This window comes from Haloparvum alkalitolerans, from assembly GCF_050122995.1.
GTDB classification, from domain to species: domain Archaea; phylum Halobacteriota; class Halobacteria; order Halobacteriales; family Haloferacaceae; genus Haloparvum; species Haloparvum alkalitolerans.
Map to the genome: position 1 here is coordinate 80,442 of NZ_JBNLIA010000008.1, position 26,266 is coordinate 106,707.

Sequence of the window (26,266 nt, forward strand, 5' to 3'; positions counted from 1 at the left end):
GCAGTCGCCGACGGAACCGCGACCGGCGGAGCGAAGGGTTATTTAGGTAGGCCCGTTCCTTTTCGTGTGACTATCACGCATGGGTGTCAATGAATCACTACAACGCGGGCGGGCGGCCGTCCGCGGGAAACCGTTTCTGTTCCTCGCGGGGGTCGCCGGGCTGGTGCTGCTGGCGGACCTCCTCGCTCGCCTCGCCGGCGTCGAGGTCCCGATCACGGCCCAGCGCTCGTTCGGCGGATCGCTGTCGGCGCTCCGGTTCGGCGGGCTCGTCTGGAACGGGATCGTCGTCGGGCTCATCTTCGGGCTGGCCGGGATCGGGCTCTCGATGACGTACAGCATTCTCAACTTCGCGAACTTCTCACACGGCGACCTGGTGACGACGGGGGCGTTCACCGGCTGGGGCGCCGCGCTCCTGATCGCGGGCTGGGGCGGGTCCAGCGCCGGTCACCTGCTGTCGGTCCGGGCCGGGAGCGGCGCGGGACCGAACGCCATCGGCGCCTCGGTCGTTCAGGCCCCCGTCGCGATCCTGGTGGGCGTGATCGTGGCGGCGGTCGCGACGGTGCTCGTCACGGTGGCGGCCGACCGGATCGTCTACAAGCCGATGCGCGACCGCGGGGGGATCCCGCTCCTGATCGCCAGCATCGGGGTCGCGCTGGCGCTCCGGTACTCGATCCAGTTCGTCTACGGGGCGCGCAACCGGGGCGTCACCGCGACGGAGGGGGTCGGGGTTCCCTTCTACGGCGTGAGCATCGACCTCCACGAGATAACCCTCGTGATCGTCGCGATCGGGTTGATGCTGGGGACCCACTTCCTGCTCCAGCGGACCAAACTCGGCAAGGCGATGCGCGCGATGGCCGACAATAAGGACCTCGCGCTGGTGACGGGGATCCCGACCGAGCGCGTCGTCACCGCGACGTGGGTGCTCGGCGGCGCGCTCGCGGGGGTTTCCGGCTACCTCTACGTGCTCGAGCGCGGCACCATCGAGTTCAACCTCGGCTGGTTCCTCCTGCTGTTCATCTTCGCCGCGGTGATCCTCGGCGGGATCGGGTCCATCTACGGCGCCATCGCGGGCGGGCTCGTCATCGGGCTCGTCCACGAGGTCTCGCTGATCTGGATCTCCTCGGACTTCAACGCGGCCGCCGCGTTCGTCATCATGATCCTCGTGCTGCTGTACCGGCCCGAGGGGCTGTTCGGGGGGGTGACGACCGCATGAGCGCCGCCACCGACGCCGGGGGTGACCCGGCCGCGGACGGCGGCGGCCCCGCCGAGGGGGAGGAGCCGGCGACGGTGACGGATGCCGTCGTGGGCGCCCTCCAGGAGTCCGACCTGCGGATCGTCGGCGCGACGATGCTCGCGATGTACCTCCTGTTCTTCGTGTTGACGATCGCCTCCGAAGGGGTCGGCCCGCGCACGGTGAACGCGCTCGTGTCCACGTGGGTCCGGCTCACGTTCCTGTTCGCGGCCTACTCCACGCTCGCGCTCGCGTTGAACCTCCACTGGGGATACACCGGCCTGTTCAACATCGGCGTGGCCGGGTTCATGGCGATGGGCGTCTACGGCATGGCGCTCCTGTCCACCTCTCCGGATGCGGTCTCCGGGATGGGACTCGGGCTCCCGCTACCGATCGGCGTCGTCGGCGGGATGGCGCTCGCCGCGGTCGTCGGCCTGCTCGCCGCGCTGCCGGCGCTCCGCCTGCGTGCGGACTACCTCGCCATCGTGACGCTCGGGCTCTCGGAGATCATCCGGCTGACGCTCAACTCCGCGACGCTGTCGAGTTGGACCGTCGCCACGTTCGGCTTCGGGACCGGCGGCGGCAGCGGTCTCGACCTGCCGGACACGCCCACGGACGCGCTGTTCGCGGCCGGCGGACCGCTCGACATGACGTTCCCGCTGGTCCAGACCTCGGTCGTTCGGCGCGCGGCGTGGGTCGTGGTGATGGCCGTCTTCGTCGTCCTCGTCTACTGGCTGCTGCGGCGGGTCGGTAACTCGCCGTTCGGCCGCGTGCTGAAGGCGATCCGCGAGGACGAACTCGTCGCGCAGTCGCTCGGCAAGGACACGCGCTGGTTCAAGATCAAGGTGTTCATGCTGGGCTGTGCGCTGATGGGGCTCGGCGGCATCCTCTGGCAGGGGTCACAGGGGTTCGTCAGCCCGAACTCCTTCCGACCGATCGTGACGTTCTACGTGTTCGTCGCGGTGATCGTCGGCGGCTCCGGGTCGAACACCGGAAGCGTCGTCGGCTCGATCCTGTTCGTCGGCCTGCTGTTCGAGGGGCCGCGGACGATCGGCAGCATCCTCGGTAACGCGCTGGAACTCGGCGGGTCGCCGGGGACGTTCCCGGCCGCCGTCGCGCCGCTCGGGTCGCTCGACCCGATGCCGCTTTTGGCGTACACGGTCGGAAATATCTCGGCGTTCCGCTTCATCCTGCTCGGCGTCGTGCTAGTGCTGCTGATGCAGCACCGCCCCGAGGGAGTGCTCGGCCACCGGACGGAGACGGCCGCGGCCGTGGACCTGCACCGCTCGGGATCGGGGGGTGAGACCGATGAGTGAACCCGAGACGAACGTGCCCGAGGACGCGGACGTGGAGGCGCCCGACGAGCCCGAAACGCAGGACTCGCCCGTCGAGCAACAGGCCGCCTCGGTGCCCGCGGAGATCCCGCTTCGCGTTCGCAACCTGCGAAAGACGTTCGGCGGGATCGTCGCGGTCGACGACGCCAGCTTCGAGGTGGAAGCCGGGACGATCACCGGCCTGATCGGGCCGAACGGCGCCGGCAAGTCGACGACGTTCAACTGCATCGCGGGGGCGCACACCCCCGATTCGGGCACCGTCCAGTTCCAGGGCGAGGAGATCACGGGGCTCCGCCCCGACGCGATCGCCAACCGCGGGCTCGTCCGGACGTTCCAGATCGCCCGCGAGCTCGCGGAGATGACCGTGCTGGAGAACCTGATGCTCGCGCCGAGGGGACAGGTCGGCGAACAGCTCTGGAAGTCGGTGACGCCGGTCGCGCGCGGCGACGTGATCGAACAGGAGGCGGAGATCCGCGAGCGCGTCTGGGAGACGCTGGACTTCTTCGAGATCGACCACCTCGCCCACCAGGAGGCGGGGACGCTGTCGGGGGGCCAGCGGAAGCTGCTGGAGATGGCCCGCGCGATGATGACCGACCCCGACATGCTGCTGCTCGACGAACCGCTCGCGGGCGTCAACCCAACGCTGGAGGAGAAGCTGCTCGACCGCATCCACGAGCTGCGCGAGCAGGGGTACACGTTCCTGCTCGTGGAACACGACATGGACGTCATCATGGAGAACTGCGAACACGTCATCGTCATGCATCAGGGGTCCGTCCTCGCGGAGGGACCGCCCGAGGAGATCCGGTCGAACGAACGCGTCGTCGAGGCCTACCTCGGGGAGGACGAGCTATGAGCGCCCCCGAGGACGCCCCCGCAGGGGTCATCCCTGACGCGGAGGGCGGCGAAGCCTCCGTCGGGGACGCGGCCGCCTCGTCGGGCGAGGCGTCGGAAGGCGGCGGCGCTCCCGACCGCGACGTGGACGCCGAGAGCGACCCGCTCGCGAACGTCCCCGACGACGTGCTGTTGCAGGTGCGCGACCTCGACGCCGGCTACGGCGACCTCCAGATCCTGACCGACGTGGACCTGGACGTGGGCGACGGCGAGTACGTCACCATCGTCGGCCCGAACGGCGCCGGCAAGTCGACCGTGATGAAGTCCGTCTTCGGGCTGACGACGTACATGGGCGGGACGATCACCTTCAACGGTACCGAGATCCACGAGCGCGCGCCCGAGGAGATCATCCACGAGGGGATCAGCTACGTCCCGCAAAACGAGAACGTCTTCGACGGGCTCACCGTCAGGGAGAACCTGGAGATGGGCGCGTACATCCTCGACGAGGTGCCCGAGGAGCGGATCGAGGAGATCTACGACCGCTTCCCGGTGCTGCGAGAGCGCTCCGACCAGAAGGCCGGCACGATGTCCGGTGGCCAGCGACAGATGGTCGCGATGGGCCGGGCGCTGATGTTGGACCCCGACCTCCTGTTGCTCGACGAGCCCTCCGCGGGACTGGCCCCCGACCTCGTCCAGGACATGTTCGACCGCATCGACCGCATCAACGACGACGGGACGGCGATCCTGATGGTCGAACAGAACGCGAAGGCGGCGCTCCGGCGCTGCGACCGCGGTTACGTGCTCGCGCAGGGCGAGAACAGCTACACCGACACCGGCGACCGCCTGCTCGCGGACGACGACGTGCGCCAGCAGTTCCTCGGCGGATAGCCGTCCCCGTCTCGGTCCTTCTGTCACGTTGCCGTCCTACGCCGCCGTCCTACGCCGCCGTCCTTCTGTCACGTTGCCGTCCTACGCCGCCGTCCTTCTGTCACGTCGCCGTCCTTCTGTCACGCGCGAACCCCCTCCTGCGTCGGCGCAAATATCCCTGATCCAGGAGGACTGTCGACCCCGAAACGCGCCGCTCGTGGCGTGAGTCGTCGAAAAAGTCGAGTGTGACGGCGCGGCGCTTCAGTTCTCGAACTCGATGGTCCGCTGGACCTCGAGGCCGCCGTCCAGGTACCGAGACACGTCGTAGCTGACCGCGCGCATGTCGCCGTTGTCGTCGAAGTCGACCGGGGAGGACGCGCCGACGTAGTTGACCGACTCGCCGTCGGCGACCATGCTCACGGCGTCGGCCAACTCTGACGGGCCGACCTCGGTGCCGTCCGGGTTGGCGACGGTCCGGAGGTTGTCGCGGATCGCGGTGCCGTCCGGTTGGTCGGCGTCGGCGGCGACGCTGGCGAGGATGGCCACCGCGGCCGCGTCGTACGACTGCGCGTTGAACACCTCCGGGCTGTTGCCCCACTCCTCCTCGTAGAGGTTGGCGAAGAAGTCCGCGCCGGGGCCGGCCGCGCTCGGCGCGGTCCCCCACACGTCCTCCATGTCGTTGCCGACCTCCTCGGGCAGCGAGGAGTCGATCAGACCGTCCGGCACGATGATCGACCCGCCGTAGTCGCTCGCGTAGTTGCTGTAGTAGTCGCGGAACAGCGTGATCCCGGACTGCGGGAAGCCGACGACCATCAGCACGTCGGGATTGTCGTTGAGCGCCGTGCCGAGCTGGGAGGCGTACGAGGACTGCTCCGGCTCGAAGGAGACCCGGTTCGGAACCTGGCCGTCGTGTTCCGACTCGAAGGCGTTGACGAACGACTCCTCGAGCGCCTGTCCGTAGTTGTCGTTGAGGTACAGCGTCGCGGCCGTGCTCGCGTCGAACTCGTCGACGACGACCTGCGCCATCACCGGCCCCTGGAGCGCGTCGCTCGGACAGGTCCGGAAGATGTAGTCGTCGTCCTCCAGGTCCGTCACCGCGGGCGCGGTCGACGACGGCGAGATGCCGACCGTCTCGTTCGGGATGAACACTTCGCGAGTCACCTGCAGGTTGACGTTCGACGCCGCCGGGCCGACGACGGCCGGATAGCCGGAGTCGACGAGCGACTGGGCGCTGGAGATCCCCGCCTGCGGATTCGTCTCCGTGTCCTCCGTCTGGACGTCGAGCGAGTAATCGATCTCGTCTTCGATCTGCCGGGCCGGGAGCCGGCCGCCGTCCCGCATCGTCGTCCCGAGACTGCCGAGGTCGCCGGTTTCCGGCATCAACACGCCGTAGCGGATCGTCGGTCCGCCACCGCCGCCACCCGTACAGCCGGCGAGGCCCACCGCACCTGCGGTCGCTGCACCTTTCAAGAAGTCGCGCCGTTGGATACCACGTACCATGTGGCAAGAAATAACGCAGGGGGATATAAAACTGCCGCGCGACCATCGCGCCGCCGCCGAGTTCCCGCCCCCGCCTCGTCCGGTCCCGTCACACCTCCTGACAGTCCGGACACAGCATCTGCCCGTTCGACGGCGAGAGCTCGGCCGTCAGCGTGCCGCAGACTTCACAGATGCTCTGGGTCGCCTCCGCGGTGGGCGCGTCCGCGCTCTCGGCGTCGACCGCCGCCTCCTCGGCGGCCCCCACGTCGGCGGCACTTCCCCGCACGGCGTGCTCGGCCCCGGCGGACGGATGCGTGGTCCCGGCCGCGAGCACGTCGCGCTCCGTGAGGATCCCGACCGCCTCCCCGTCCCGGGTGACGACCAGTCGACTCGACCCCTCCGCGACGAGGCGCTCCTCGGCGGCAGCGATGCGGCTGTCCGCGGGGACGGTCGGCGCCGGCGGCGCCATCACCTCGTCGACCGTCGTCTCCCCGGGGTCGGCGCCGTCGAGGATCGCGCCGAGGGCGTCCCGCGGGGAGAGGCAGCCGACCGGCTCGCCGCCGCGGACGACGACCAGGCAGTCGGCCCCCTCCGCCAACATCAGCTCGGCCGCGTCGCCGAGCGTGTCGGACTCGCTGACGCCCAGGAACGCCCTGTGCATCACGTCGCGGACAGTGGTACCGTCTTGCATAGTCGGGGAGACGGACGGGAGGGTGTAAAACTTGCCTCCACTACAGTTATCAACGCGGCGAGCCAAGTTCCTCGGCCGCCGCCGAACGCGAAAGAGAGGCTTCAAGCCTCGGCCTCTCCGAGAGGCGTTCATGACCATCCCGTCGTTCGTGATCGGGATCGCCGGGGGGACGGGCGCGGGCAAGACGACGGTCGCCCGGCTCGTCACGGAGAACGTCGACGACTCCGTCACCCGGATCCCCATCGACAACTACTACGAGGACCTCTCGCACCTCGACTACGAGGAGCGCGCGGACGTCAACTACGACCACCCGTCGGCGTTCGAGTGGGACCTGCTGCGCGAGCAGTTGGAAACGCTTCTGGAGGGCCAGTCCGTGGAGATGCCCCAGTACGACTTCGAGATCCACAACCGCAAGCCGGAGCGGATCACGGTCGAGCCGACGGACGTGATCGTGCTGGAGGGGATCCTCGCGCTGTACGACGAGGCCGTCAACGACATGCTCGACCTCCGCCTGTACGTCGAGACGGACGCGGACGTGCGGATCCTCCGCCGCATCCAGCGGGACGTGGTCGAGCGCGGCCGCGACCTGGAGGGCGTCATCGACCAGTACCTCTCGACGGTGAAGCCGATGCACGAGCAGTTCATCGAGCCGACGAAGAAGCACGCGGACCTGATCATCCCGGAGGGCGCCAACACCGTCGCCGTCAACCTCTTGGAGGAGAAGATCCGCTCGGAGGTGGAGGGCGAGGGCGTCCGCGACTGGGAGCGGGGCACGCTCGAACAACAGCTCGCCGAGGGCGTCTCGCTGGACCACGAGTAGCCGGCCGCGCTCGGACGCGACATCTCGAGCGCCCAGCCGGCTCCCGATACGGCGCGTGTTCTGTTTCTGTCACAGATTCATGCTGCTGGGGGCGGCACCGTCCGGAAAGCCCCTGCCGGCTCTCCCTGATACAGAAACTGTTCTGCTGCAGACCTCGCTAATCGGGCCAGCAACACTCAGAAAGTCTCACCCAGCACCGCGACCGCCCCGCACCGCCCCGCCCCGCACCGCCCCGCCCCGCACCGCCCCGCACAGCAGCCTCGTACCTCCCCAGCCTCGGCCACGGGCCGGCCGCGGAACGGCACCGCACAGCAGGCGGCCGGCCCGCGACCTCCACCGAAAATCGGAGATTTTCGAGCAGCCGGCGTGCAGTAGCGCGCCGGCGACCTCGCGCGCGTTGCTCGCGCGCGCCGACCGCGCCGCCACGATCGTTGATCGAACGGACGGCCGTAGCTGACTCCCATCGCGTCCGCGGCGTATGCTCACACCTCGTCGCGGTCGGTGTAGGTGTCCCGACGAGCGATCAGGCCGTCCTCGAACTCGTGGAAGTCCGCGAAGCCGAACGACACCGTCTCGCCGTCCTGCACGCCGGAGAAGGTCCCGCGGACCGCCACGGTCGTCCCGTCGAGGCCGTCGCCGTCCGCGACGACGCGCCGGACCTCGTGGCGCCCGTCCTCCAGCGGCCGCCCCTCGAAGTAGAACTCGCGGAACGCTTCCATCCCCTCGATGGCGCCCTGTCCGGGGCGCTCGTAGACCACGTCCTCGGCGAACAGCGCGAACAGGTCCTCGTACGCCTCCGCGTCGACGTGGTCGTAGTACGCGCGCACCGCCGCCTCGGGGTCGTCGTGGCCGTGAGTCATGTCGGCGCATCGACGCGCCACCGCGCTAATCGCTCGGATACCGGCGACTTTCGCTGGAGTATCGAGAGGGAGCAAAGCGGGTCTCAGCGACCGCGACCGGTCCGGCCTGCCGCGTGACCGAACCTTTTGGGGGTGCCCCGCGAACGGACGCGCATGACCGAGACGGACCCGGACGTCGTCGTCCTGCGACAGAAGATCCACGGCCTCGACGCGTCGGACTACGCGGCGGCCCTCCGCGAGCGCCTGCCCGACCACGAGGTGGCGCTGGCGACGACGCCCGCCGAGGAGCGCGAACTGGTCCGAAACGCGCGCGTCGCGACCGGCTTCTCGATGGGGCCGGAGCTGCTCGACGCCGCGGAGAACCTGGAGCTGTTCGCGTGCGTCTACGCGGGCACGGGCCACCTCGACCTCGAGGCGTTCGACGAGCGCGGCGTCGCGGTGACGAACGCCTCGGGCGTCCACGGCCCGAACATCGCCGAGTACGCCCTCGGGTCGATGATCGCTCACGCCCGGGACTTCCCGCGGGCGTGGGACCAGAAGGCCGACCGGCAGTGGAACAGCTACCCGACGACGGAGGTGTACGGGTCGACCGTCGCGGTCGTGGGCCTCGGCGCCATCGGCGAGACCCTCGTGGACCGGCTGGAGCCGTTCGACGTGCACACCGTCGGCGTGCGCTACTCGCCGGAGAAGGGCGGCCCGACCGACGAGGTGTACGGCTTCGACCGGATCCACGAGGCGGTGGCGGACGCGGCGTACGTCGTCCTCGCGTGCCCCCTCACGGACGCGACCGCGGGCCTGATCGACGACGACGTGTTCCGGACGATGCGCGCGGACGCCGTCCTCGTCAACGTCGCGCGCGGGAAGGTGGTCGACGCCGACGCGCTCGTCTCGGCGCTCCGCTCGAACGCCATCGGGAGCGCCGCGCTCGACGTGACCGACCCGGAGCCGCTGCCGGAGGACCACCCCCTCTGGCGGCTCGACGACGTGACCATCACCCCCCACAACGCCGGCCACACGCCCGACTACTTCGAGCGCTGCGGCGACATCCTCGCGGCGAACGTCCGCGAACTCGACGCGGCCGGCGGGCCGGCGGACGCCGAGATCGAGAACCGGGTTAATTGAGGATTTTTCGCAGTCGTTCGCGCCGATCCTGATCGATCTTCCGTTGACCGTTCTGTTGTCGATCCTGCTGATCAGGTCAACAACACCTAGCAAGCCCCAGCCGACTCTCCCTACTACTGATCTGCTTCTGCTGTAGATCCTGCTGATCTGGGCAACAACACCCAGAAAGCCCCAGCCGGCTCGACCGCGCCGGGTTCCGGCAGACGGTCCGGGCTGCCTGCGGTGGCGGGCTGCCGGGCTGCGACTGCCGTCGTCCCGCTCGTTCCTCGCGGGACCCTCGCTGCGCTCCTCGCTCTCCACACAGCCCGCTGCGGTGCTTGCGTCGTCCGGGCGGGATCGAGCCGACTGCCCCTTTCAGTCCCACCCACAGCCCCGCACCGCGACCGCACAGCACCGCAGCCTCTCGCCTCCCCAACCTCGGCCGCGGGCCGGCCGCGAAACCGCACCGCAGTGCGGCCGGCCCGCGGCCTCCCTCGCGCGGTCGCGGCGACACGCTTCGCGGTCGCCGCGGCGCGCGCCGACCGCACAGCACCGCGGCAGCACCGCAACCGTAGCGCAATCGCACCGCCACAGCACCGCACTCGCCCGGACGTCTTCAGCGGTCCGGCGCGACGACCTCGTTCTCCAGCGTCCCGACGCCCTCGTAGGTGATCGAGACGGTCTCGCCCGGCTCCACGAGGCCGGGGTTCGCGGGGCTGCCGAACGCCACGCAGTCGCCCGGTTCGAACGTCACGCGCTCGGAGAGGTGCGCCATCAGCTCGTAGGGGTCGAACAGCATCAACTCCGTGTTGGCCTCCTGCCGCTTCTCGCCGCCGACGTACGTCTCCATGTCGATGCTCCGGGGGTCCAGATCGGTCTCGATCCACGGGCCGAGCGGGCCGGAACCGTCGAACGCCTTTCTGGCGGTGCGACCCACCTGATCGAGCGCGTCGAGGTCGTTCATGACCGTGTAGCCGCGGACGACCTCCGGCACGTCTTCCGGGTCGAGGTCCCGGCACCGCTCGTCGATCACCGCGACGAGCTCGCCGGCGTAGGTGAGCTCGTCGGTCCAGTCGGGGTACCGTATCCGCTCGCCGTGGGCCGCGAGGCTCGTCGGCGGCTTGATGAACCAGTCCGGCTCCTCCGGGCGCTCGTACTCCATCTGGTCCAGCGTCTCCGCGTAGTTGCGCCCGACGCAGTAGCACGCCGAGGGACTCGCGGGCGGGAGCAGCCGGCCGTCGCGACCGACCGCGTACTCGCCGTCCGCGGCGTGCACGACCCCGTCCTCGTAGCGTCCCTCAACCGGCCCGTCGGGCGTCAGCAGGCGCGCGCGTCGCATGCGGCCTTCTGCCACGCTCGCGAGCAAAAGGGCGTCGGTCGCGGACGGGGCGGTCGCGGACGAGCCTGTCCCGGACGAGTCGGTCCCGGGTCCGTCACGGCGTGGGACGGCCGACCGCCACCCGCCGTGCCCGCGGGTGTTGAACCGACCCACACGCTTATCGCCGGGCGACCATCACGAACGTTCATGGGAGTTGACGACGCCCGCGGGGCCGCGGAGTCGGACGCCGCCGAGGCCATCGACCCGGACGCCGTCTCCGCGGCCTCTCTGGGGCACGACCGGCCGGACGACCCGGAGTACGCCCCGCTGGCGGCCGACCTCCGCGAGCGCGTGGCCGGCGAGGTGGCGTTCGACGAGTACGCGCAGGTGCTGTACGCCACCGACGGGAGCGTCTACGGGGCGCGGCCCGCGGGCGTGGTCTGCCCGCGCTCGGTCGCGGACGTGCGCGCGGCGGTCGCGGTCGCCGCCGAGCACGACGCCCCCGTGCTGCCGCGCGGCACGGGCTCCTCGCTCGCGGGCCAGGCGGTCGGGCCGGGCTGTGTCGTCCTCGACCTGAGCCGCCACATGGACGAGATACTGGAGGTCCGACCGGAGGAGCGCCGCGCGGTCGTCCAGCCCGGCGTCGTGCAGGACCACCTCGACGACAGGCTGGCCGAGCACGGGCTGAAGTTCGCGCCGGACCCGGCCTCCTCCGGCCGGGCGACGATCGGCGGCGGCATCGGGAACAACTCGACGGGCGCGCACTCGGTGCGGTACGGCATCACCGACGCCTACACCGAGGAGCTCCGGGTCGTGCTCGCGGACGGGTCGCTGATCCACACCCGCGACGTGGTCGTCGACTCGCCGGAGTACGAGTCGATCGTCGAGAAGGACGACCGCGAGGCGGCCATTTACGAAACCGTCCGCGGACTCGTCGCGGAGCACGAGGCGGAGATCGAGGCGCGCTACCCCGAGTTGAAGCGCTCCGTCTCGGGTTACAACCTCCACAAGGTCGTGCGGGAGAACGAGGACGGCGAGGCGGTCCTCAACCTCTCGAAGCTGTTCGTCGGCGCGGAGGGGACCCTCGGCGTGGTCGTGGAGGCGGAGCTGTCGCTGGTGAGCCGGCCCGCGGAGACGGCGCTCGCGCTCTACTGCTTCGACGACCTCGTCGACGCGATGCGGGCGGTCCCCGAAGCGTTGGAGTTCCCCGTGAGCGCGGTCGAGCTGATGGACGACGAGGTGTTCGCGCTCGCGGCCGGCTCCGAGGAGTTCGCGGCGTACGCCGAGCCGATCCCCGACCGCGCCGCGGCGGCGCTGATGGTCGAGTTCGACGACGAGTGCGTCGACGACTTCGCGGCCGCGGTCGCGGAGACCTCCGCGGCGTTCCTGGACGAGGGCGACGCCTTCGACGTGATCGAGGCGTACGACTCCGACGCGCAGGCGGACCTCTGGAAGCTCCGGAAGGCGGCCATCCCCCTCCTGATGAGCATGGGGGGCGACCCGAAGCCGTACCCATTCATCGAGGACGCCTCCGTTCCGCCCGCGGAGTTGGCCGAGTACGTGGGCAAGTTCGAGGAGGTCCTGGCCGACCACGGCACCTCCGCCGCGTACTTCGCGCACGCCGGCTCCGGAACGCTCCACATCCGCCCCATTCTGAATCTGAAGGAGGAGCGGGGCGTCGAGACGATGCACGACATCGCGGACGCGGTGACGGACCTCGTGCTGGAGCACCACGGCGCCTTCTCCGGGGAGCACGGCGACGGCCTCGCGCGCACGGAGTTCAACCCCAAGATGTACGGTCCGGCGCTGTGGGGCGCGTTCCAGGACCTGAAGTCGGCGTTCGACCCCGACTGGCGCATGAATCCCGGGAAAGTCGTCTACGTCGACGGCGAGACGGCCGCGGCGGAGGGCTACCCCGAGACGGCCGCCGACACGGACATGCGCGAGCACCTGCGCTACGGCCCCGCCTACAGCAGCGTCGAGCCGACGACGACGCTCGACTTCTCCGCGGAGGGCGGCTTCTCGCACCTCGTGGAGCTGTGTAACGGCTGCGGCACCTGCCGGGAGCGGGAGTCCGGCGGGACGATGTGTCCGACCTTCCGAGCCTCCCGCGAGGAGGTCCAGTCGACGCGGGGACGCGCGAACATGCTCCGCGCGGCGATAAGCGGCGACCTCCCGGAGGGGGAGATCCACTCGGACCGGTTTCAGGAGGAGGTACTGGACCTCTGTGTCGGCTGCAAGGGCTGCAAGCGCGACTGCCCGACCGGCGTCGACCTCGCGAAGCTCAAAGCCGAGGTGAAACACGACCATCACGAGGAGACGGGCGCCGGCCTGCGCGAGAAACTGTTCCGCGACATCGACCGGCTCTCGGCGCTCGGGAGTCGGCTCGCGCCCCTCTCGAACGCGGCCGCGAAGGTCCCCGGCGCGCGGGCGCTCATGGACCGCGTCCTCGGCGTCGCTCCCGACAGGGACCTGCCGCCGTTCCGCCGCGAGAGCCTGCGCGACTGGTTCGCGGCGCGGGGCGGCCCCGCGGTCCCGGAGGCGGACGCGGCCGCGACCGTCCTGCTGTTCCCGGACACGTACACGACCTACAGCTATCCCGCCGCGGGGAAGGCCGCGGTGGCGGTGCTCGAGGCCGCGAACGTGCGCGTCGAGATTCCGGGAGACCTGGCTCCCTCCGGGCGCGCGGCCTACTCCGGCGGCTTTCTGGACGTGGCCCGCGAGCGCGCGGTCGAGAACGTCGAGGCGCTCGCGCCCCGTGTCCGGGAGGGCGCGGCGGTCGTCTTCGTCGAGCCCTCGGACGCGGCCGTGTTCCAGGACGAGTACCGCGACCTGCTGACCCCCGAGGCGGTCGGCGAGGCGACCGCGAGCGACGGTGCGGTCGTCTCGGAGGCCGCTTTCGGGGTCCTGGAGTACCTCGACGTTCACCGTGTCGACGAGCGGCTCGCCTTCGACGCGCCCGCGGAGACGCTGACGTATCACGGCCACTGCAACCAGAAGGCGCTCAAGAAGGACCACCACGCGGTCGGCGTGCTCCGGCGGGCGGGCTACGAGGTCGACCCCCTCGACTCGGGCTGTTGCGGCATGGCCGGCTCGTTCGGCTACGAGAGCGAGCACTACGACCTCTCGCGGGCCATCGGCCGCCTGCTGTTCGACGAGGTCGCGGAGAGTCCCGGAGACACGGTCACGGCGCCCGGGGGCTCCTGTCGCACCCAGTTGGGCGACCGCGAGGGGGCGGACCATCCGCCGCACCCGATTCAGAAGCTCGCCGCCGCGCTGTCCGCCGACGGTAGCCGCGCCGATCCGTGACTGACGCTCCGAGGAGCGAATCGGTCCGCGATCGTGGCACCCATACGCAAAAGTCATACTGCTGATGGACCAATCCTCCGAGAACCATGTCCACACCGGACCAGCCGGGGTCGGCCGCCCCCGTCGCCGAGGTCGAGTTCTCGCTTCGCGAGGGGAGCTACCCGTTCCTCAGGGGGTCGGCCGTCGAGGAATGCACGTTCGAACTCGCGAAGATGGTGCCGCGCAGCGAGGGCGGGCACACGGAGTACTTCAGCGTCACCGACGCGGATCCGGGGCGCATCGCTTCGCTCGCCGAGGAGCACGAAACGGCCGAGGTGCGTCTCCTCACGGAGTACGACCGCGGGGGGCTGTTCGAGTTTCAGGTTCGGGGGAACTGCCCCGCCCACCGGCTCGCGGAGCTCGGCGCCCTCCCGCAGGTGGTGGAGGCCACCGACGGGACGGGCCGCATCGTCGCCGACATCCCGGCCGGCCGTGACACCGGCGCGGTCATCGAGGCGTTCCTCACGGCCGTTCCCGCGGCCGATCTGACCGCAAAGCGCGGGAAGGAGTCGGTGACGCCGCTTTTCACCGTGTCGGGCGTCCAGCAGGTGCTCCGCACGCGACTCACGGACAGACAGTTCGAGGTCCTCGTGACCGCCCTCGAGGCGGGGTACTACGAGTGGCCGCGCGAATGTAGCGGCGAGGAGGTGGCCGACGAACTGGGGATCTCCTCGGCGACGTTCGCCGAACACATCCGCACCGCGGAGCGAAAACTGCTCACCCTGCTTTTCGAGCGGTCGGCGTTCGGGGCACCGGAACGCCGATAGCGATCGCCGGCGCACTTCGGCACCTCCGGCACCTCGCTCGTCCTCGATCGGCGAGACGACCGTCCGCCCGCTCGCCCCGTTGGCCACCCTACAGCCGGTGCGGAGCTCTCTCTTCGGTCGGTTCGACTCGAGGGGGAGCGCCCGCGCCGAGCGGTGTCGGCCGCCTCAGACCCAGCCCTCTTCGACGAGCAGTTCGCCGTTCAGCAGGGAGGCGCCGGCCGCGCCGCGGACGGTGTTGTGCGCGAGGCAGTTGTACTGGACGCCGTCGGCGGTCGTGGCGACGCCGCCGGCGGAGATGCCCATCCCGCCGGCGTAAGTGCGGTCGAGGCGGGGCTGCGGGCGGTCCGGCTCGGAGGGCCCGAACACCTGGATCAGCTGGTCGGGCGAGCTGTGGAGGTCGCCGCGGCCCTCGAAGGAGCGCATCGCCTCGCGGACCTCGCCCGCGCTCGGGTCCTCGGCCAGTTCCGCGAACACGTTCTCCAGGTGGCCGTCGAGCGTCGGGATGCGGTTACAGGAGGCGGAGACGGCGGCCTCGTGGAGCGCGACCTCTGCGCCGTCGAACTCGCCGAGGAGCTTCCGGGACTCCGTCTCCATCTTGTCCTCCTCGCCGCCGATGTGCGGGATGGCGTTGTCGATGATCTCCATCGAGGTGACGCCCGAGTAGCCCGCGCCGGAGACTGCCTGCAGCGTGGAGACGTTGACCGTCTCGAGGCCGAACTCGTCGAGCGCGGCGAGCGTCGGGACCATCGTGATCGTCGAGCAGTTCGGGTTCTTGACGAGGGCGCCGTCCCAGCCCCGCTCGTCGCGCTGGACCTCGATCAGATCGAGGTGGTCGGGGTTGATCTCGGGGATGGTGAGGGGAACGTCGTCGGCCATGCGGTCGTTCGAGGAGTTCGAGGAGACGACGTACCCCTCCTCCAGAAACGCGGGTTCGACGTCCGCAGCGACGCCCGAGGGGAGCGAGGAGAACAGCAGGTCCACGTCGTCGGGGACCGCGTCGGGGTCGGTCGCGCCGACCTCCATCTTCCCCACGTCCTCGGGAATGGGCGTGTCGACGCGCCACTTGGCCGCCTCGCGGTAGGTCTTTCCGGCGCTCTCGTCGCTCGCGGTGACGGCCGCGAGGTCGAAGGTCGGATGGTCGTCGAGCAGCTGGATGAATCGCTGGCCCACGGCGCCGGTTGCGCCGAGGATGCCGACTCGTACGGACATTGCGTGTGGTTGGGTCGCAGGGACGTAAGTGCGTTCGGATAGCGACCGAATCCGCCGCTCGTGGCGCCCTCTCGGCGATATCCGAGTTTCGCCGAGGGACCGCCGCCGAGCGAGCACATCCGCCGAGAACTCCTCACCGGAGCGGTCGTTCGACCCCGAAAGCCGCGGTTTCGTGAGGCCACCCTTAAGCGTCTGGCCCCGGAACCGAACGGGCATGGCAGCAGAAACGTTCGGCGCGTTGTCGCTGGTTCCACCGCTCCTGGCGATCGGACTGGCAATCGTCACGCGCAAGGCCGTCCCGTCGCTGTTCGTCGGCGTCTGGGCCGGCGCCGTCATCTTCACCGGCGGGCTCGGCGTGGTACAGACGTTCGACTGGATCGTCGCGGCGATCATCGCGGACGACGGCTTCCAGGCGACGATCATCGTCTTCACCCTGCTGCTCGGGTCGGGCGTCGCCATGGTGTGGAACCTCGGCGGCTCCTACGCCGTCCGCGACTGGGCGATCGAGCACCTCGACACCCAGCGCAAGGCGGGCCTCGCGGCGTGGGTCCTGGGACTGATCATGTTCTTCGACGACTACGCCAACACCGCCATCGTCGGCTCCTCGATGAAGGACGTCTCCGACGAGTTGCGCGTCTCCCGCGAGAAGCTCTCGTACATCGTCGACTCGACGGCCGCGCCCGTCGCGACGCTGGGCATCTCCTCGTGGGTCGCGTTCCAGATCGGGCTGATCTCGGACGCGTACGGCAACCTCGGTGTCGAGAACGCCCCGAGCGCGTTCGAGGTGTTCGTGCGCTCGATCCCGTTCAACGCCTACTCGCTCCTGGCCATCGTCATGGTGCTCATCGTCGTCGCGTCGCGGCGCGACTTCGGGGAGATGCTCGACGCCGAGCACCGCTCGTACACGACCGGCGCCGTCAACCGCGAGGACGCGGTGCCGATGCAGGACGTGAAAGACGACCTCGGCGAACCCCACGCCGAGAACCCCCGGCTGGTCAACTTCTTCGCGCCGGTCGCGGTCCTGATCGCGGTGACGCTCGGCGCCGCGCTGTGGACCGGCGGCCTCACCGCGGGCGGGTTCGCGGCCGACCCCCTCGGCGCGCTCTGGGAGGCGATGACCGGCGCGGACTACGCCGGCGCGCTCGTGTACGGCTCCTTCGCGATGGTGCTGTCCGGCTTCGCGCTCGGGAAGGCCTACGACATCCTCGACTTCGGCGAGGCGACGGACGCCACCATCGACGGCTTCGGGATCATGCTCACCGCGGTGACGGTGCTGGTGCTGGCGTGGTCCATCGGCGAGGTCGTCGCCGCGCTCGGCACCGCCGAGTACGTCGAGGGCTTCATCGGCGAGGGCTTCCCGGCCGCGGTGCTCCCGGTCGTCGTCCTGCTGTTCGCCGCGTTCGTCGCCTTCTCGACCGGCACCTCGTGGGGCGCGATGGGGATCATCACCCCCGTCGCCATCCCGGTCGCGTGGTCGGTGACGGGCGACCACACGATGGTCGCGGCCGTGGTCGGCGCCGTCTTCTCGGGCGCCATCTTCGGCGACCACACCTCGCCCATCTCCGACACGACCGTCCTCTCGGCGACCTTCACGGGCGCGGACCTGATCGACCACGTGCGGACGCAGCTCTACTACGCCGTGACCGTCGTCGTCGTCGCGATCGCCGTCCTGCTCGCGTGGGGGGTCACCGGCGTCACGCCGTTCGTCTGGCTCCCGCTGGGCGCGCTCGCGCTCGTCGGCCTCGTCTACGGGCTCTCGGAGCTCGACGCCCGCCGAAAGGGTGTTTCTCCGATCGCGACCGACTCCTCACAGCGCGAGAAGTAAGCGGTTCCGTACGGCGGTTTTCGCTTCTACGCCGGTCGATCCGTGTTCGGAAGCTCGCGATCAGTGATTCTGGGAGCAGTGGGAGATGCTACCGTTTCTGTCTCGGATGTAGATATCGTCGCACTGGGCGGTAACCTCCGGAGGGTACCAACCGGCATTCCTCGCTACTGACCTGGTTCTGCTGCTTATGCTGCTTGGGACAGCAACACCCAGAAAGCCCCAGCCGGCTCGACCGGCCGCCGCACACTCTGCGCGCTCGCGCCTCTCCACACCGCCCGGCGCGAGTGCTTGAGGCGCCGGGGCCGGATCGAGCCGGCTGCCCCTTTCAGTCCCACCCACCGCCCCGCACTGCGACCGCACAGCACCGCAGCCTCATCCCTCCCCAGCCTCGACGGCGCCGCGGCCGCGAGACCGCACCGCAGTGCGGCCGCGCCGCCGTCTCCCTCGCGCGGTCGCGGCGACACGCTTCGCGGTCGCCGCGGCGCGCGCCAACCGCACCGCTCCGCCACAGCACCGCACGCCGACGGACGTTTTTCGCGGATGGGGCGGAACTCCCGCCGTGAGTGCAGCTCTGTCGCGCCGATCGCGGGGCATCGCCCCGCCGGCTGTCCAACGTCTGGCGCGCGCGACCTCGACGCGCGCGAGGGAAGCCCGGCCGCGGCCGGAGCAACGCGGAGGCCGCGGGCGGCTGAGGCTGGGGAGGTGTGAGGCCACGCTTGCCTCGACAGCCGAGGTAGAGACCCATCGAACAATCCGCGGCGACGACTGATTCGAAAGACCGCGCCCTGGCGGACTGAAAGGGCGAGGCCGGTCGCGCCCTCTCAGACGGGCCCTATCTGCGCGGGCGGTGCTGAGAGCGCAGATATCCCGCTGAGAGGGCTCGAGCGGTCGAGGGCTTTCTGGATGTTGGCAACAAGCGTAGCAAGGCGCTTGACCGATCAAATGCCGGCGTACAGCGAGCGGTCGAGGGCTTTCTAAGTGTTGCTGTCTCAAGCAGCAGGACGCTTGTTCACACAACCATCAACGTACAGCGACCGGTCACCGCATCCCTCGAACTGCCACCCTTTTTGTCCCGGCGCGCCGGAACCTCTCCCAATGACCGACCACGACTACGATTACGAGGAGTTGGGCCTCGTCGCCGGGCTGGAGATCCACCAGCAGCTCGACACCGCGACGAAGCTCTTCTGTGACTCCCCGACCGTGCAGCGCGAGCCGGAGGCGGCCGACCGCGAGCTGACGCGGTACCTCCACCCGACCAAGAGCGAACTCGGGGAGCTCGACCAGGCGGCCGTCGAGGAGAGCCGCGTCGACCGCGAGTTCACCTACCTCGCGTACGACACCACCTGCCTCGTGGAGGAGGACGACGAGCCGCCCCGTCGCGTCGACGAGGAGGCGCTCTCGGTCGCGCTCCAGATCGCGGACCTGATGGACCTCACCGTGGTCGACCAGGCGCACGTCATGCGGAAGCTCGTCATCGACGGGTCGAACACCTCCGGCTTCCAGCGCACGATGCTGGTCGGACAGCACGGCGAGATCTCGACGAGCGAGGGCCCCGTCTCCGTCGTCGACCTGATGCTTGAGGAGGAGTCCGCCCAGCGCGTCGAGGAGACCGACGAGGGCGTCGTCTACTCGCTCGACCGCCTCGGCGTCCCCCTCGTGGAGATCGGCACCGGGCCGGACATCCGGAGCCCCGCGCAGGCGAAGGAGGCCGCCGAGCGCATCGGGATGCTCCTCCGCTCGACCGGCTCGGTCAAGCGCGGACTCGGCACCATCCGGCAGGACGTGAACGTCTCCATCGCGGAGGGCGCCCGCGTCGAGGTGAAGGGCGTCCAGGACCTGCAGGGCATCGAGGACATCGTCCGCGGCGAGGTCCGCCGGCAGGCCGAACTCGTCGAGATCGCCGAGGAACTCCGCGAGCGCGACGCCGCCGTGGGCGACGTGCAGGACGTGACCGCGGTCTTCGCGGACACCGACTCCGGCGTGATCAGCGGCGCGCTCGACTCCGGCGGCAAGGTGACCGCCGTCCCGCTGTACGGCTTCGACGGGCTCGTGGGGCGCGAGATACAGGCGGACCGCCGGCTCGGCACGGAGCTGTCGGACCACGCGAAGCGCCACGGCGCGGGCGGCATCTTCCACACCGACGAGCTGCCGGCCTACGGCGTGACGGCGGCCGAGGTGGCGGATCTCCGCGAGGCGGTCGGCGCCGGCGAGGGGGACGCGGTCGCCATCGTCGCCGCCGACCCCGAGACCGCAGACCTGGCCATCGAGGCGGCCGCGGACCGCGCCGAGTCGGCCGTCGAGGGCGTCCCGGAGGAGACTCGCGGCGCCAACGAGGACGGCACGACTCGCTACCTGCGCCCGCTGCCGGGCGCGGCGCGGATGTACCCCGAGACCGACGTGCCGCCGGTCGAGCCGGACCCGAGCGACGTGGAGACGCCGGAACTGCTCGACGAGAAGGCCGAGCGGTACGTCGCGGAGTTCGGGCTCGACGAGGGCCTCGCCGAACAGGTCGCGTTCGGGCACCGGTTCCCGCTGTTCGAGGAGGCCGTCGAGGCGGGCGTCGACCCGACCTTCGCGGCCGCGACGCTGGAGTCCACCACGACCGAGCTCCGTCGGGACGGCGTCCCGGTAGAGAACCTGACCGACGAGCAGTTCCTCGGCCTGTTCGCGCTGGTCGAGGACGGCGACCTCGCGAAGGAGGGCGTCAACGAGGTGCTGACGGTGCTCGCGGAGAACCCCGGCATGTCCCCTGAGGCGGCCGTCGAGGAGGCGGGCCTCGCGGGCGTGAGCGAGGAGGCGGTCCGCGAGGCGGTCGTCGAGGTCGTCGAGCGCAACGCCGAGCAGGTCGAGGCGGAGGGCATGGGCGCCTTCTCCGGCCTGATGGGCGAGGCGATGGGCGCGCTCCGCGGGAAGGCGGACGGCGAGGTCGTCTCCGCGGTGCTGCGCGAGGAGATCGGCAAGCGGTCGTGACCGGGCGCTCGGCCGGCGGCCGTCGCGAGGTCGGCGGCAGGCTGCCGACGGCCACCCGTGACAGAAGGTAAGTAGTCGGGGGGAGAATCCCGGTCCGTTCGCGTGAGCTCAGACACCGACCCGACGGCCGACGAGGAGGACGCGGAGGCGGGCCAGGACCGCGACGCCTCCCCGAGGCGCGCCGACGCGACGCTCGCCGACCGGTTCGCCGCCGAGACCGACCGGTTCGTCCACCTCGTCGAACTGGCCGCGGCCGCGGTGTTCGCGCTGCTCTTCGGGATCGGCGTGGTGGATCTCGCGATCCAGATCGCGCGTGCGGTCCCGACCGGCGAGATAACCGACCCCCTCGTCGTCATCGGGTTCGTGGAGACCGGGCTCCTGCTGCTGATCATCGTCGAGGTGTACGAGACGGTCGTCGCGTACGTGCAGGGGCGGTCCACGCGCACGGTGGTCCGGCTCGTCGTCTACACCGGCGTCATCGCGATGGTCCGGAAGGCGATCATCTTCCGGACGACGGAGTACGCGACGGTGCTCGACGCGCTGCTCGCGGCGCTCGCGTACGCGGTCCTGATCCTCGGGCTGGTGAGCCTGCTGCTCGTCGAACGGCGAACGGAGGAGAGCGACGACTCGTTCCTCGGCTAATCCGTCAGCGCCGCGACGAGCGACTCGAGGTCGTAGGTCGCGGGCGCTCGCGGCTCGTCCTGCGCGGTCGCGATGACGAACGTCGAGTTGGTGCGCTCGACCTCCGGGATCGCCTCGAAGTCGCCGATCAGGCGCTCGACGGCGTCCGAGGAGGGGAGCCGCGCGAGCACGATGAAGTCCGTCTCGCCCATCGTGAAGAAGGTCTGCGTGACGCCCTCGACCGCCATCAACTCCTCCGCGAACTCCTCGTAGGAGCCCTCGTAGTCGGCCAGCACCTCGACGATGACGGTGACGCCGAGCCCCAGTTTCTCGTGGTCGAGGTCATAGAGGTCGTTCTCGATCACGCCGGCCTCGCGGAGGTTGTTCAGCCGGTAATGGATCGTCGACACCGGAATGTCCGTCTCCTCGTGGAGCGCCTCCGGGCTGCCGGTCCCCAGGTCCGAAATCGCCTTCAGCAGTCGCACGTCGCGCTCGTCCATACACCCACGTCGTTCCCGGTTCTGCATGTATCTGTCGCCCGACAGACTTGGAGCAGAGTTCAACCTCCGCGGAGAATTCGGCGGTAGATTCGGACCAGAAACATATGTCCGGTCGTTCATCCGGGTAATCCGATGATCTTGGAGTCAGTCTTAAGAGTCTCGGAGGATTTCGAACGAACAACCAATGACGCGAGATTTCTCCCTCTCAAATCCGGCCGTGTCGGTCACGGCGTTTCTGACGCTCGCCGTGCTGTGGGGCGGGTCGTTCGTCGCCATCGAGGCCGGACTGCACTTCTTCCCTCCGCTGCTGTTCGCGGGGGTGCGCTACCTGCTGGCGGGGCTCGTCGTGCTGGGGTACGCCGCGGTCGTCTCCGACCGATGGATCCCGCGGGACCGCACCGAGTGGGGCGCGGTCGCGGTCGCCGGCACGCTGGTCATCGCCGCGTACCACGCGCTGCTGTACGTCGGCGAGCTGCACATCTCGGGCGCGGTCGCGGCGGTGCTGGTGAGCCTCTCGCCGGTGCTGACCGCCGCCTTCGCCGCCGCGCTGCTCCCGAGCCAGCGGCTCGGGCCGGTCGAGCTCGGCGGCTTCCTGCTCGGCGTCGTGGGGGTCGTCGTCGTCGCCGACCCCTCCCTCGAAACGCTGCTGTCGGGCGGCTCGACGGAGCTGTTCGGCGCCGGGCTGGTGCTGGCCGGGGCGGCGACGTTCGCGCTGGGCGCGGTCCTGTTGCGGCCGCTCCGCAACGACTTCTCGATCGTCCCCATGCAGGGCTGGGCGATGGTCGTCGGCGCGGTCGTGCTGTTCGCGGGCGCCGGCGTCCGCGGCGAGTCACCGGCCGCGGTCGTCTGGAACGCCACCACCGTGACGACGCTGGCGTACCTGACGCTGCTGTCGGGCGTCATCGCCTTCCTGATCTACTTCGCGCTGCTCGACGAGGTCGGGCCCGCACAGCTCCACCTCGTCGGCTACGCCGAGCCGATAACCGCGGCGCTCATCAGCTGGCTCGTGCTCGGGCACCTGATCGAGAGCCGGGCGATGGTCGGCTTCCTCGTCATCCTCGCCGGGTTCCTCGTGGTGGAGCGGCACGCGGTGCGGCGGGTCGTCGACGCCAGGGTCCCGCGCGACGCGGACGCCTGAGTCGGACCGAACCACCGGAGATAAGCCGAGCCCCGCGCTGGGTTCGACCATGCCACGCACCTTCTCGACGTTCTCGGTCGGCGACACGTTCGACCACGGGACCCGAACGGTGGACGAACCCGAGGTCCGTGAGTTCGCTGAGCGGTACGACCCCCAGTCGATCCACGTCGACCCGGAGGCGGCCGCGGCGTCGATGTACGGCGGCCTCATCGCCTCCGGCTGGCACACCGCGGCGATGACCATGCGGCTGCTCGTCGACGACCTGCTCTCCGAGACCGCCGCGCTCGGCGCGAAGGGCGTCGACGAACTGCGCTGGTACGCGCCGGTCCGACCGGGCGACACCCTCCGGGCGCGCACCGAGATCGTCGAGACGGTTCCCGAGACGGCGGACCGCGGACTGGTCCACGCCCGGACGACGACCGCGGTCGCCGACGCCGCCGACCCGGACGACGACCGCGTGGGCGAGGACGTCTTCTCGATGGTCGGGCTGGTGATGGTCGCACGGGAGTGACGGCGGTCGCCGCTCCGGGGCCGTACTGCGGCCCGGCCCCTCGCGGCGCGCCGCTCGGACACGCTTTTGAGGGCGGGGACGAACGGGGGACCGTGAACCCTCTCGCCGCGCTCGCGCGCCCCGAGCACACCGGGGCGAACCGGTGCTGGCCGTGTACCGCCATCAACCTCGTCGCCGTCCTCCTCGCGGCGGCGCTCGTCTCCGGGCTGTTCCCGTTCGCCGGCCCCCTCGTGCTGGCGGGCGGACTCGCGCTCGTCTATCTCCGGGGCTACGTCGTGCCCTACACCCCCGAATTCGGCCCGAAGGTCGCCGCGTACCTCCCGTGGGAGTTCGGCCACGCGACCGACGACGGCGTCGACTCGAACTCGCTGGCGGACGGCGCCGACGCCGAGGACCTCCTCGCCGCCCTGTTCGATGCGGGCGTGCTGGTGGAGGCGGCCGACGGCGACATCGCGCTCGAGGAGACGTTCCGCGCGGACTGGACGGACCGGATGGCGGAGGTCCGGACGCTCTCGGACCCGGCGCTGGCGGACCGGGTGGGCGATGCCGCGCCCCCGGGCGTGACGGCGAGCGCGCACGGCGACCGGATCCTGCTCGACGGCGACCGCGACAACTGGCTCTCGCGTGCGGTCGCGATCGCGGAGGTCGCGGCCATCGAGACGCTCGCCGAGCGCGACGTCCCCGAGTCGGTTCGCGTGCCCGCCGCGGAGCCGCTCCGGACCCTCCTCGGGACGTGTCCGGTCTGCGGCGGCGACGTGCGCGAGACGACGCTCCGAAACTGCTGTGGCGGCCCCGGGTCCACGCAGCGCAAGCCCGGACGGCTGGTGCTCGCGTGCGCCGACTGCGACACCGTCGTCCACGAGTTCCGCGAGACCGCGGCCGAACGGGCGGCCGAGGCCGACGCGGAGTGACGGGTGCCGACGCGGAGTGACGGGGGTGATTTTTAAGCACCGGCGAACCGACTCCCGAGCGATGGCTCCCTCTCGCCGGAACGGCCCGCCGGGGCGCGCGACGGACGCCGCCGAGTCCCGCGAGCGACGCGGCTGGCGCGGGTACGGGACGACCGAGCGGGGTGAGAAGGACCCCGTCGGGCTCCTGCTCCACGACGCCGTGACCGCGTACGCGGACGTGGCGGTGTTCTCGCTGCCCGTGCTGGTCTCTCTGATGGACCTCCCGCCCACGGGGACGTACAGCTACAAGTTCGCGGGACTGGTGGCGCTGGCGACGATGGCGGGGACGGCGACGCTCCTGCGGGGCGGCTGGGTCCCGCCACTCGCGTCCGAAACGCGCGGTTGGGTCACCTACGCCCCCGCCCTTCTCGCGCTGCGGGCCGGCTACTACAACGCCGTTCTCCTGGCCGCGACGGTCGGCGCGGTCGGGGTCGCGTCCGCGGTCGGCGTTCCCCTCCTCGCCGGAGTGCTGGCGTTCCTCCTCGCCCTGGTCGCGACACTGCTGTTCCCGCGGGTCGCGGAGGAGACCGCGCGCAGAACGTAGCGGGCGGCACGCGCGGTTGCAGGTGCCGACACGACGCGCGTCGCCGTCCGAGGGTTTTTGACGGATGCCGGGACCAGCCTCGCCCGGGCGTTCGCGGTGTCGCGCCGGTCGACACCCACAGTCCGAATAGGCCGACTCGTCCCGCCGGGACTCCCGGATCTCGGCACCCGAGTCGGTCGCGCCAGCACCGGGGGGCTGAAGCCGGGCCGCGAGCGGCGGCTACAGCGCCGCCGGCTCGTCGCGACCGATGACGATCTCCTGTCCCTCCACGTCCTCCAGCGCGGCGACGCGCCCGCCGATCTCGACGCGCTCGCCCGCCTCGGTCTCGACGACCAGCGACGCGACCTCCTCGGAGTCCTCGAAGGCCACGTCGACGACGGAGCCCTGCACCGTCACGGGGTCACCCGACTCGATGTCTCGCCCCTCGACCGTGGCGTAGAAGTCGCCGTCGAGTTCGCGCACGTCCTTGACCGCGCGGCGGATCGACGCGTAGCGTCGGGGGAACGGCCGGTCCTTCCCGTCCGCGGCCAGCGTCTCCGCCGTCGTCCACAGGACCGTCCCGAAGAACCCGGAGACGAGGAACCCCAGCGCCGAGCGGTTGAAGATGACGCCGTACCGCTCCTGGTCGTCGCGGATCGCGTCCTGCGTCGCGTACACCGAGTAGCTGCCGTCGCCGACCGCCAGCACCGGCGTCGTGATGCCGCGGCGAGCGCGCGCGATGGTCGCCACCGAGAGGTAGTCGTACTCGGCCGGGTTCGGCGCGCGCTTGGCCGGCGTCACGAGCAGTTCGACGCTGACGCCGTCGTCGACCTTCGCCGCGAGCAGGTCCTCGAACCGCCGGAGCAAGTCCGGCGTGAGCGAGACGGCCAGCTCGTACTCCGCAGACTCGATGACCTCCTCCAGATACCGGAGGATCGTGGACCGCGACTTCACGAGGGAGACGGCCTCCGTCTCGCGGGCCGGGGCCGTGTAGCGGGCTTCCAACTCGTCGACTAGCTGGTCGAAGGAGGTCTGTATCTCGCCGAACGCGTCGTCCGGATCGACCGCGACGATCTTCATCGGGCGCGACTCGCGGAGCTCCACCAGCCCGCGGTCCGAGAGGCTCCGGACGGTGTCGTACACCCGCGGCTGCGGGATGTCGGTTCGGTCGGCGATCTCGCTGGCGGTGAGTTCGCCGTGTTCCAGCACCGCGAGGTACGCGTCGATCTCGTACTCGCCGAGGTTGAAGCGGTCCCCGACGCGTTCGAGCGTCCCGCGAAGGTCGTCGGTCATGTCTTCCTCATTCCGCCCGGGACGTAAGTTATTTACTATGAGCCGAGTTGCACCCGGTTCCGAAACCCGGTTCGTCAGC

At 70.4% G+C, this 26,266-nt stretch carries 22 protein-coding genes; 15 read left to right on the plus strand and 7 right to left on the minus strand.

The window, feature by feature from the left end:
• Positions 1-79 precede the first annotated feature (79 nt).
• The 4 genes from ACQE3L_RS09715 to ACQE3L_RS09730 are packed head-to-tail and all read left to right on the plus strand — an operon-like array spanning position 80 to position 4,284.
• Positions 80-1,213 (plus strand): branched-chain amino acid ABC transporter permease, encoded by a 1,134-nt coding sequence (locus tag ACQE3L_RS09715; RefSeq protein WP_426963572.1) that lies wholly within the window; start codon positions 80-82, stop codon positions 1,211-1,213.
• A complete protein-coding gene (locus tag ACQE3L_RS09720) occupies positions 1,210-2,547 on the plus strand; it encodes a branched-chain amino acid ABC transporter permease (RefSeq protein ID WP_426963573.1) in 1,338 nt (445 codons plus the stop codon). The genes ACQE3L_RS09715 and ACQE3L_RS09720 overlap by 4 nt, the downstream gene beginning before the upstream one ends.
• Positions 2,540-3,418 (plus strand): ABC transporter ATP-binding protein, encoded by an 879-nt coding sequence (locus ACQE3L_RS09725; protein WP_426963574.1) that lies wholly within the window; start codon positions 2,540-2,542, stop codon positions 3,416-3,418. The genes ACQE3L_RS09720 and ACQE3L_RS09725 overlap by 8 nt, the downstream gene beginning before the upstream one ends.
• Positions 3,415-4,284 (plus strand): ABC transporter ATP-binding protein, encoded by an 870-nt coding sequence (locus ACQE3L_RS09730; protein WP_426963575.1) that lies wholly within the window; start codon positions 3,415-3,417, stop codon positions 4,282-4,284. Before ACQE3L_RS09725 ends, ACQE3L_RS09730 begins: the two co-directional genes overlap by 4 nt.
• Positions 4,285-4,524: 240 nt before the next feature.
• On the opposite strand, the gene ACQE3L_RS09735 is transcribed toward ACQE3L_RS09730, so the two are convergent.
• Together ACQE3L_RS09735 and ACQE3L_RS09740 are read right to left on the minus strand one after the other, a co-directional pair.
• Complete coding sequence (locus ACQE3L_RS09735) at positions 4,525-5,763, minus strand: ABC transporter substrate-binding protein (protein WP_426963576.1); 1,239 nt, start codon at positions 5,761-5,763, stop codon at positions 4,525-4,527.
• 88 nt (positions 5,764-5,851) lie between these two features.
• A complete protein-coding gene (locus tag ACQE3L_RS09740; RefSeq protein WP_426963577.1) occupies positions 5,852-6,433 on the minus strand; it encodes a CBS domain-containing protein in 582 nt (193 codons plus the stop codon).
• A gap of 130 nt (positions 6,434-6,563) precedes the next feature.
• Between ACQE3L_RS09740 and udk the strand changes: the two genes are divergently transcribed.
• Positions 6,564-7,253, plus strand: a complete 690-nt coding sequence (gene udk, locus ACQE3L_RS09745; protein WP_426963578.1) for a uridine kinase — start codon at positions 6,564-6,566, stop codon at positions 7,251-7,253.
• A 482-nt stretch (positions 7,254-7,735) separates the two neighbouring features.
• Here udk and ACQE3L_RS09750 read toward each other — a convergent pair whose 3' ends face one another.
• Positions 7,736-8,113 carry a nuclear transport factor 2 family protein gene (locus tag ACQE3L_RS09750; RefSeq protein WP_426963579.1) on the minus strand — a complete coding sequence of 126 codons (378 nt, stop codon included), beginning with the start codon at positions 8,111-8,113 and terminating at the stop codon, positions 7,736-7,738.
• Between the two features lie 153 nt (positions 8,114-8,266).
• Between ACQE3L_RS09750 and ACQE3L_RS09755 the strand changes: the two genes are divergently transcribed.
• Positions 8,267-9,235, plus strand: a complete 969-nt coding sequence (locus ACQE3L_RS09755) for a D-2-hydroxyacid dehydrogenase (RefSeq protein ID WP_426963580.1) — start codon at positions 8,267-8,269, stop codon at positions 9,233-9,235.
• 595 nt (positions 9,236-9,830) lie between these two features.
• Here the strand turns inward: ACQE3L_RS09755 and ACQE3L_RS09760 are convergent.
• Complete coding sequence (locus ACQE3L_RS09760) at positions 9,831-10,553, minus strand: fumarylacetoacetate hydrolase family protein (RefSeq protein WP_426963582.1); 723 nt, start codon at positions 10,551-10,553, stop codon at positions 9,831-9,833.
• 186 nt (positions 10,554-10,739) lie between these two features.
• Between ACQE3L_RS09760 and ACQE3L_RS09765 the strand changes: the two genes are divergently transcribed.
• Together ACQE3L_RS09765 and ACQE3L_RS09770 are read left to right on the plus strand one after the other, a co-directional pair.
• The gene (locus tag ACQE3L_RS09765; protein ID WP_426963583.1) at positions 10,740-13,841 is read left to right on the plus strand and encodes an FAD-binding and (Fe-S)-binding domain-containing protein; all 3,102 of its coding nucleotides are present in this window, start codon (positions 10,740-10,742) and stop codon (positions 13,839-13,841) included.
• 86 nt (positions 13,842-13,927) lie between these two features.
• Positions 13,928-14,647 (plus strand): helix-turn-helix domain-containing protein, encoded by a 720-nt coding sequence (locus ACQE3L_RS09770; RefSeq protein WP_426963584.1) that lies wholly within the window; start codon positions 13,928-13,930, stop codon positions 14,645-14,647.
• Between the two features lie 165 nt (positions 14,648-14,812).
• Here ACQE3L_RS09770 and asd read toward each other — a convergent pair whose 3' ends face one another.
• Positions 14,813-15,856, minus strand: coding sequence for an aspartate-semialdehyde dehydrogenase (asd, locus tag ACQE3L_RS09775; RefSeq protein WP_426963585.1), 1,044 nt, complete (start codon positions 15,854-15,856; stop codon positions 14,813-14,815).
• Positions 15,857-16,070: 214 nt separating this feature from the next.
• Between asd and ACQE3L_RS09780 the strand changes: the two genes are divergently transcribed.
• From ACQE3L_RS09780 to ACQE3L_RS09790, 3 genes are all read left to right on the plus strand, one after another.
• Positions 16,071-17,681, plus strand: coding sequence for a DUF401 family protein (locus ACQE3L_RS09780; RefSeq protein ID WP_426963586.1), 1,611 nt, complete (start codon positions 16,071-16,073; stop codon positions 17,679-17,681).
• Between the two features lie 1,095 nt (positions 17,682-18,776).
• A complete protein-coding gene (gene gatE, locus ACQE3L_RS09785; RefSeq protein ID WP_426963587.1) occupies positions 18,777-20,651 on the plus strand; it encodes a Glu-tRNA(Gln) amidotransferase subunit GatE in 1,875 nt (624 codons plus the stop codon).
• A 102-nt stretch (positions 20,652-20,753) separates the two neighbouring features.
• On the plus strand, positions 20,754-21,293 hold the full coding sequence (locus tag ACQE3L_RS09790; RefSeq protein WP_426963588.1) for a phosphate-starvation-inducible PsiE family protein: 540 nt from the start codon (positions 20,754-20,756) through the stop codon (positions 21,291-21,293).
• On the opposite strand, the gene ACQE3L_RS09795 is transcribed toward ACQE3L_RS09790, so the two are convergent.
• Complete coding sequence (locus tag ACQE3L_RS09795) at positions 21,290-21,772, minus strand: Lrp/AsnC family transcriptional regulator (RefSeq protein WP_426963589.1); 483 nt, start codon at positions 21,770-21,772, stop codon at positions 21,290-21,292. The genes ACQE3L_RS09790 and ACQE3L_RS09795 overlap by 4 nt on opposite strands.
• Positions 21,773-21,956: 184 nt before the next feature.
• Between ACQE3L_RS09795 and ACQE3L_RS09800 the strand changes: the two genes are divergently transcribed.
• The 4 genes from ACQE3L_RS09800 (at position 21,957) to ACQE3L_RS09815 (ending at position 24,915) form a co-directional block, all read left to right on the plus strand.
• Positions 21,957-22,910: a DMT family transporter gene (locus ACQE3L_RS09800; protein WP_426963590.1), complete on the plus strand. Its 954-nt coding sequence runs from the start codon at positions 21,957-21,959 to the stop codon at positions 22,908-22,910.
• A gap of 49 nt (positions 22,911-22,959) precedes the next feature.
• On the plus strand, positions 22,960-23,421 hold the full coding sequence (locus ACQE3L_RS09805) for a MaoC/PaaZ C-terminal domain-containing protein (protein WP_426963591.1): 462 nt from the start codon (positions 22,960-22,962) through the stop codon (positions 23,419-23,421).
• 92 nt (positions 23,422-23,513) lie between these two features.
• A complete protein-coding gene (locus tag ACQE3L_RS09810) occupies positions 23,514-24,332 on the plus strand; it encodes a DUF8054 domain-containing protein (RefSeq protein WP_426963592.1) in 819 nt (272 codons plus the stop codon).
• Positions 24,333-24,393: 61 nt separating this feature from the next.
• On the plus strand, positions 24,394-24,915 hold the full coding sequence (locus ACQE3L_RS09815; RefSeq protein WP_426963593.1) for a DUF8215 family protein: 522 nt from the start codon (positions 24,394-24,396) through the stop codon (positions 24,913-24,915).
• A gap of 219 nt (positions 24,916-25,134) precedes the next feature.
• Here the strand turns inward: ACQE3L_RS09815 and trmB are convergent, their stop codons facing one another.
• Positions 25,135-26,187, minus strand: coding sequence for an HTH-type sugar sensing transcriptional regulator TrmB (gene trmB, locus ACQE3L_RS09820; RefSeq protein WP_426963594.1), 1,053 nt, complete (start codon positions 26,185-26,187; stop codon positions 25,135-25,137).
• Positions 26,188-26,266 lie beyond the last annotated feature (79 nt).

Coding starts and splice junctions, on each gene's coding strand:
- ACQE3L_RS09715 (WP_426963572.1), top strand. CDS start 80: ATGGGTGTCAATGAATCACTACAACGCGGGCGGGCGGCCGTCCGCGGG.
- ACQE3L_RS09720 (WP_426963573.1), top strand. CDS start 1,210: ATGAGCGCCGCCACCGACGCCGGGGGTGACCCGGCCGCGGACGGCGGC.
- ACQE3L_RS09725 (WP_426963574.1), top strand. CDS start 2,540: ATGAGTGAACCCGAGACGAACGTGCCCGAGGACGCGGACGTGGAGGCG.
- ACQE3L_RS09730 (WP_426963575.1), top strand. CDS start 3,415: ATGAGCGCCCCCGAGGACGCCCCCGCAGGGGTCATCCCTGACGCGGAG.
- ACQE3L_RS09735 (WP_426963576.1), bottom strand. CDS start 5,763: ATGGTACGTGGTATCCAACGGCGCGACTTCTTGAAAGGTGCAGCGACC.
- ACQE3L_RS09740 (WP_426963577.1), bottom strand. CDS start 6,433: ATGCAAGACGGTACCACTGTCCGCGACGTGATGCACAGGGCGTTCCTG.
- udk (WP_426963578.1), top strand. CDS start 6,564: ATGACCATCCCGTCGTTCGTGATCGGGATCGCCGGGGGGACGGGCGCG.
- ACQE3L_RS09750 (WP_426963579.1), bottom strand. CDS start 8,113: ATGACTCACGGCCACGACGACCCCGAGGCGGCGGTGCGCGCGTACTAC.
- ACQE3L_RS09755 (WP_426963580.1), top strand. CDS start 8,267: ATGACCGAGACGGACCCGGACGTCGTCGTCCTGCGACAGAAGATCCAC.
- ACQE3L_RS09760 (WP_426963582.1), bottom strand. CDS start 10,553: ATGCGACGCGCGCGCCTGCTGACGCCCGACGGGCCGGTTGAGGGACGC.
- ACQE3L_RS09765 (WP_426963583.1), top strand. CDS start 10,740: ATGGGAGTTGACGACGCCCGCGGGGCCGCGGAGTCGGACGCCGCCGAG.
- ACQE3L_RS09770 (WP_426963584.1), top strand. CDS start 13,928: ATGTCCACACCGGACCAGCCGGGGTCGGCCGCCCCCGTCGCCGAGGTC.
- asd (WP_426963585.1), bottom strand. CDS start 15,856: ATGTCCGTACGAGTCGGCATCCTCGGCGCAACCGGCGCCGTGGGCCAG.
- ACQE3L_RS09780 (WP_426963586.1), top strand. CDS start 16,071: ATGGCAGCAGAAACGTTCGGCGCGTTGTCGCTGGTTCCACCGCTCCTG.
- gatE (WP_426963587.1), top strand. CDS start 18,777: ATGACCGACCACGACTACGATTACGAGGAGTTGGGCCTCGTCGCCGGG.
- ACQE3L_RS09795 (WP_426963589.1), bottom strand. CDS start 21,772: ATGGACGAGCGCGACGTGCGACTGCTGAAGGCGATTTCGGACCTGGGG.
- ACQE3L_RS09800 (WP_426963590.1), top strand. CDS start 21,957: ATGACGCGAGATTTCTCCCTCTCAAATCCGGCCGTGTCGGTCACGGCG.
- ACQE3L_RS09805 (WP_426963591.1), top strand. CDS start 22,960: ATGCCACGCACCTTCTCGACGTTCTCGGTCGGCGACACGTTCGACCAC.
- ACQE3L_RS09815 (WP_426963593.1), top strand. CDS start 24,394: ATGGCTCCCTCTCGCCGGAACGGCCCGCCGGGGCGCGCGACGGACGCC.
- trmB (WP_426963594.1), bottom strand. CDS start 26,187: ATGACCGACGACCTTCGCGGGACGCTCGAACGCGTCGGGGACCGCTTC.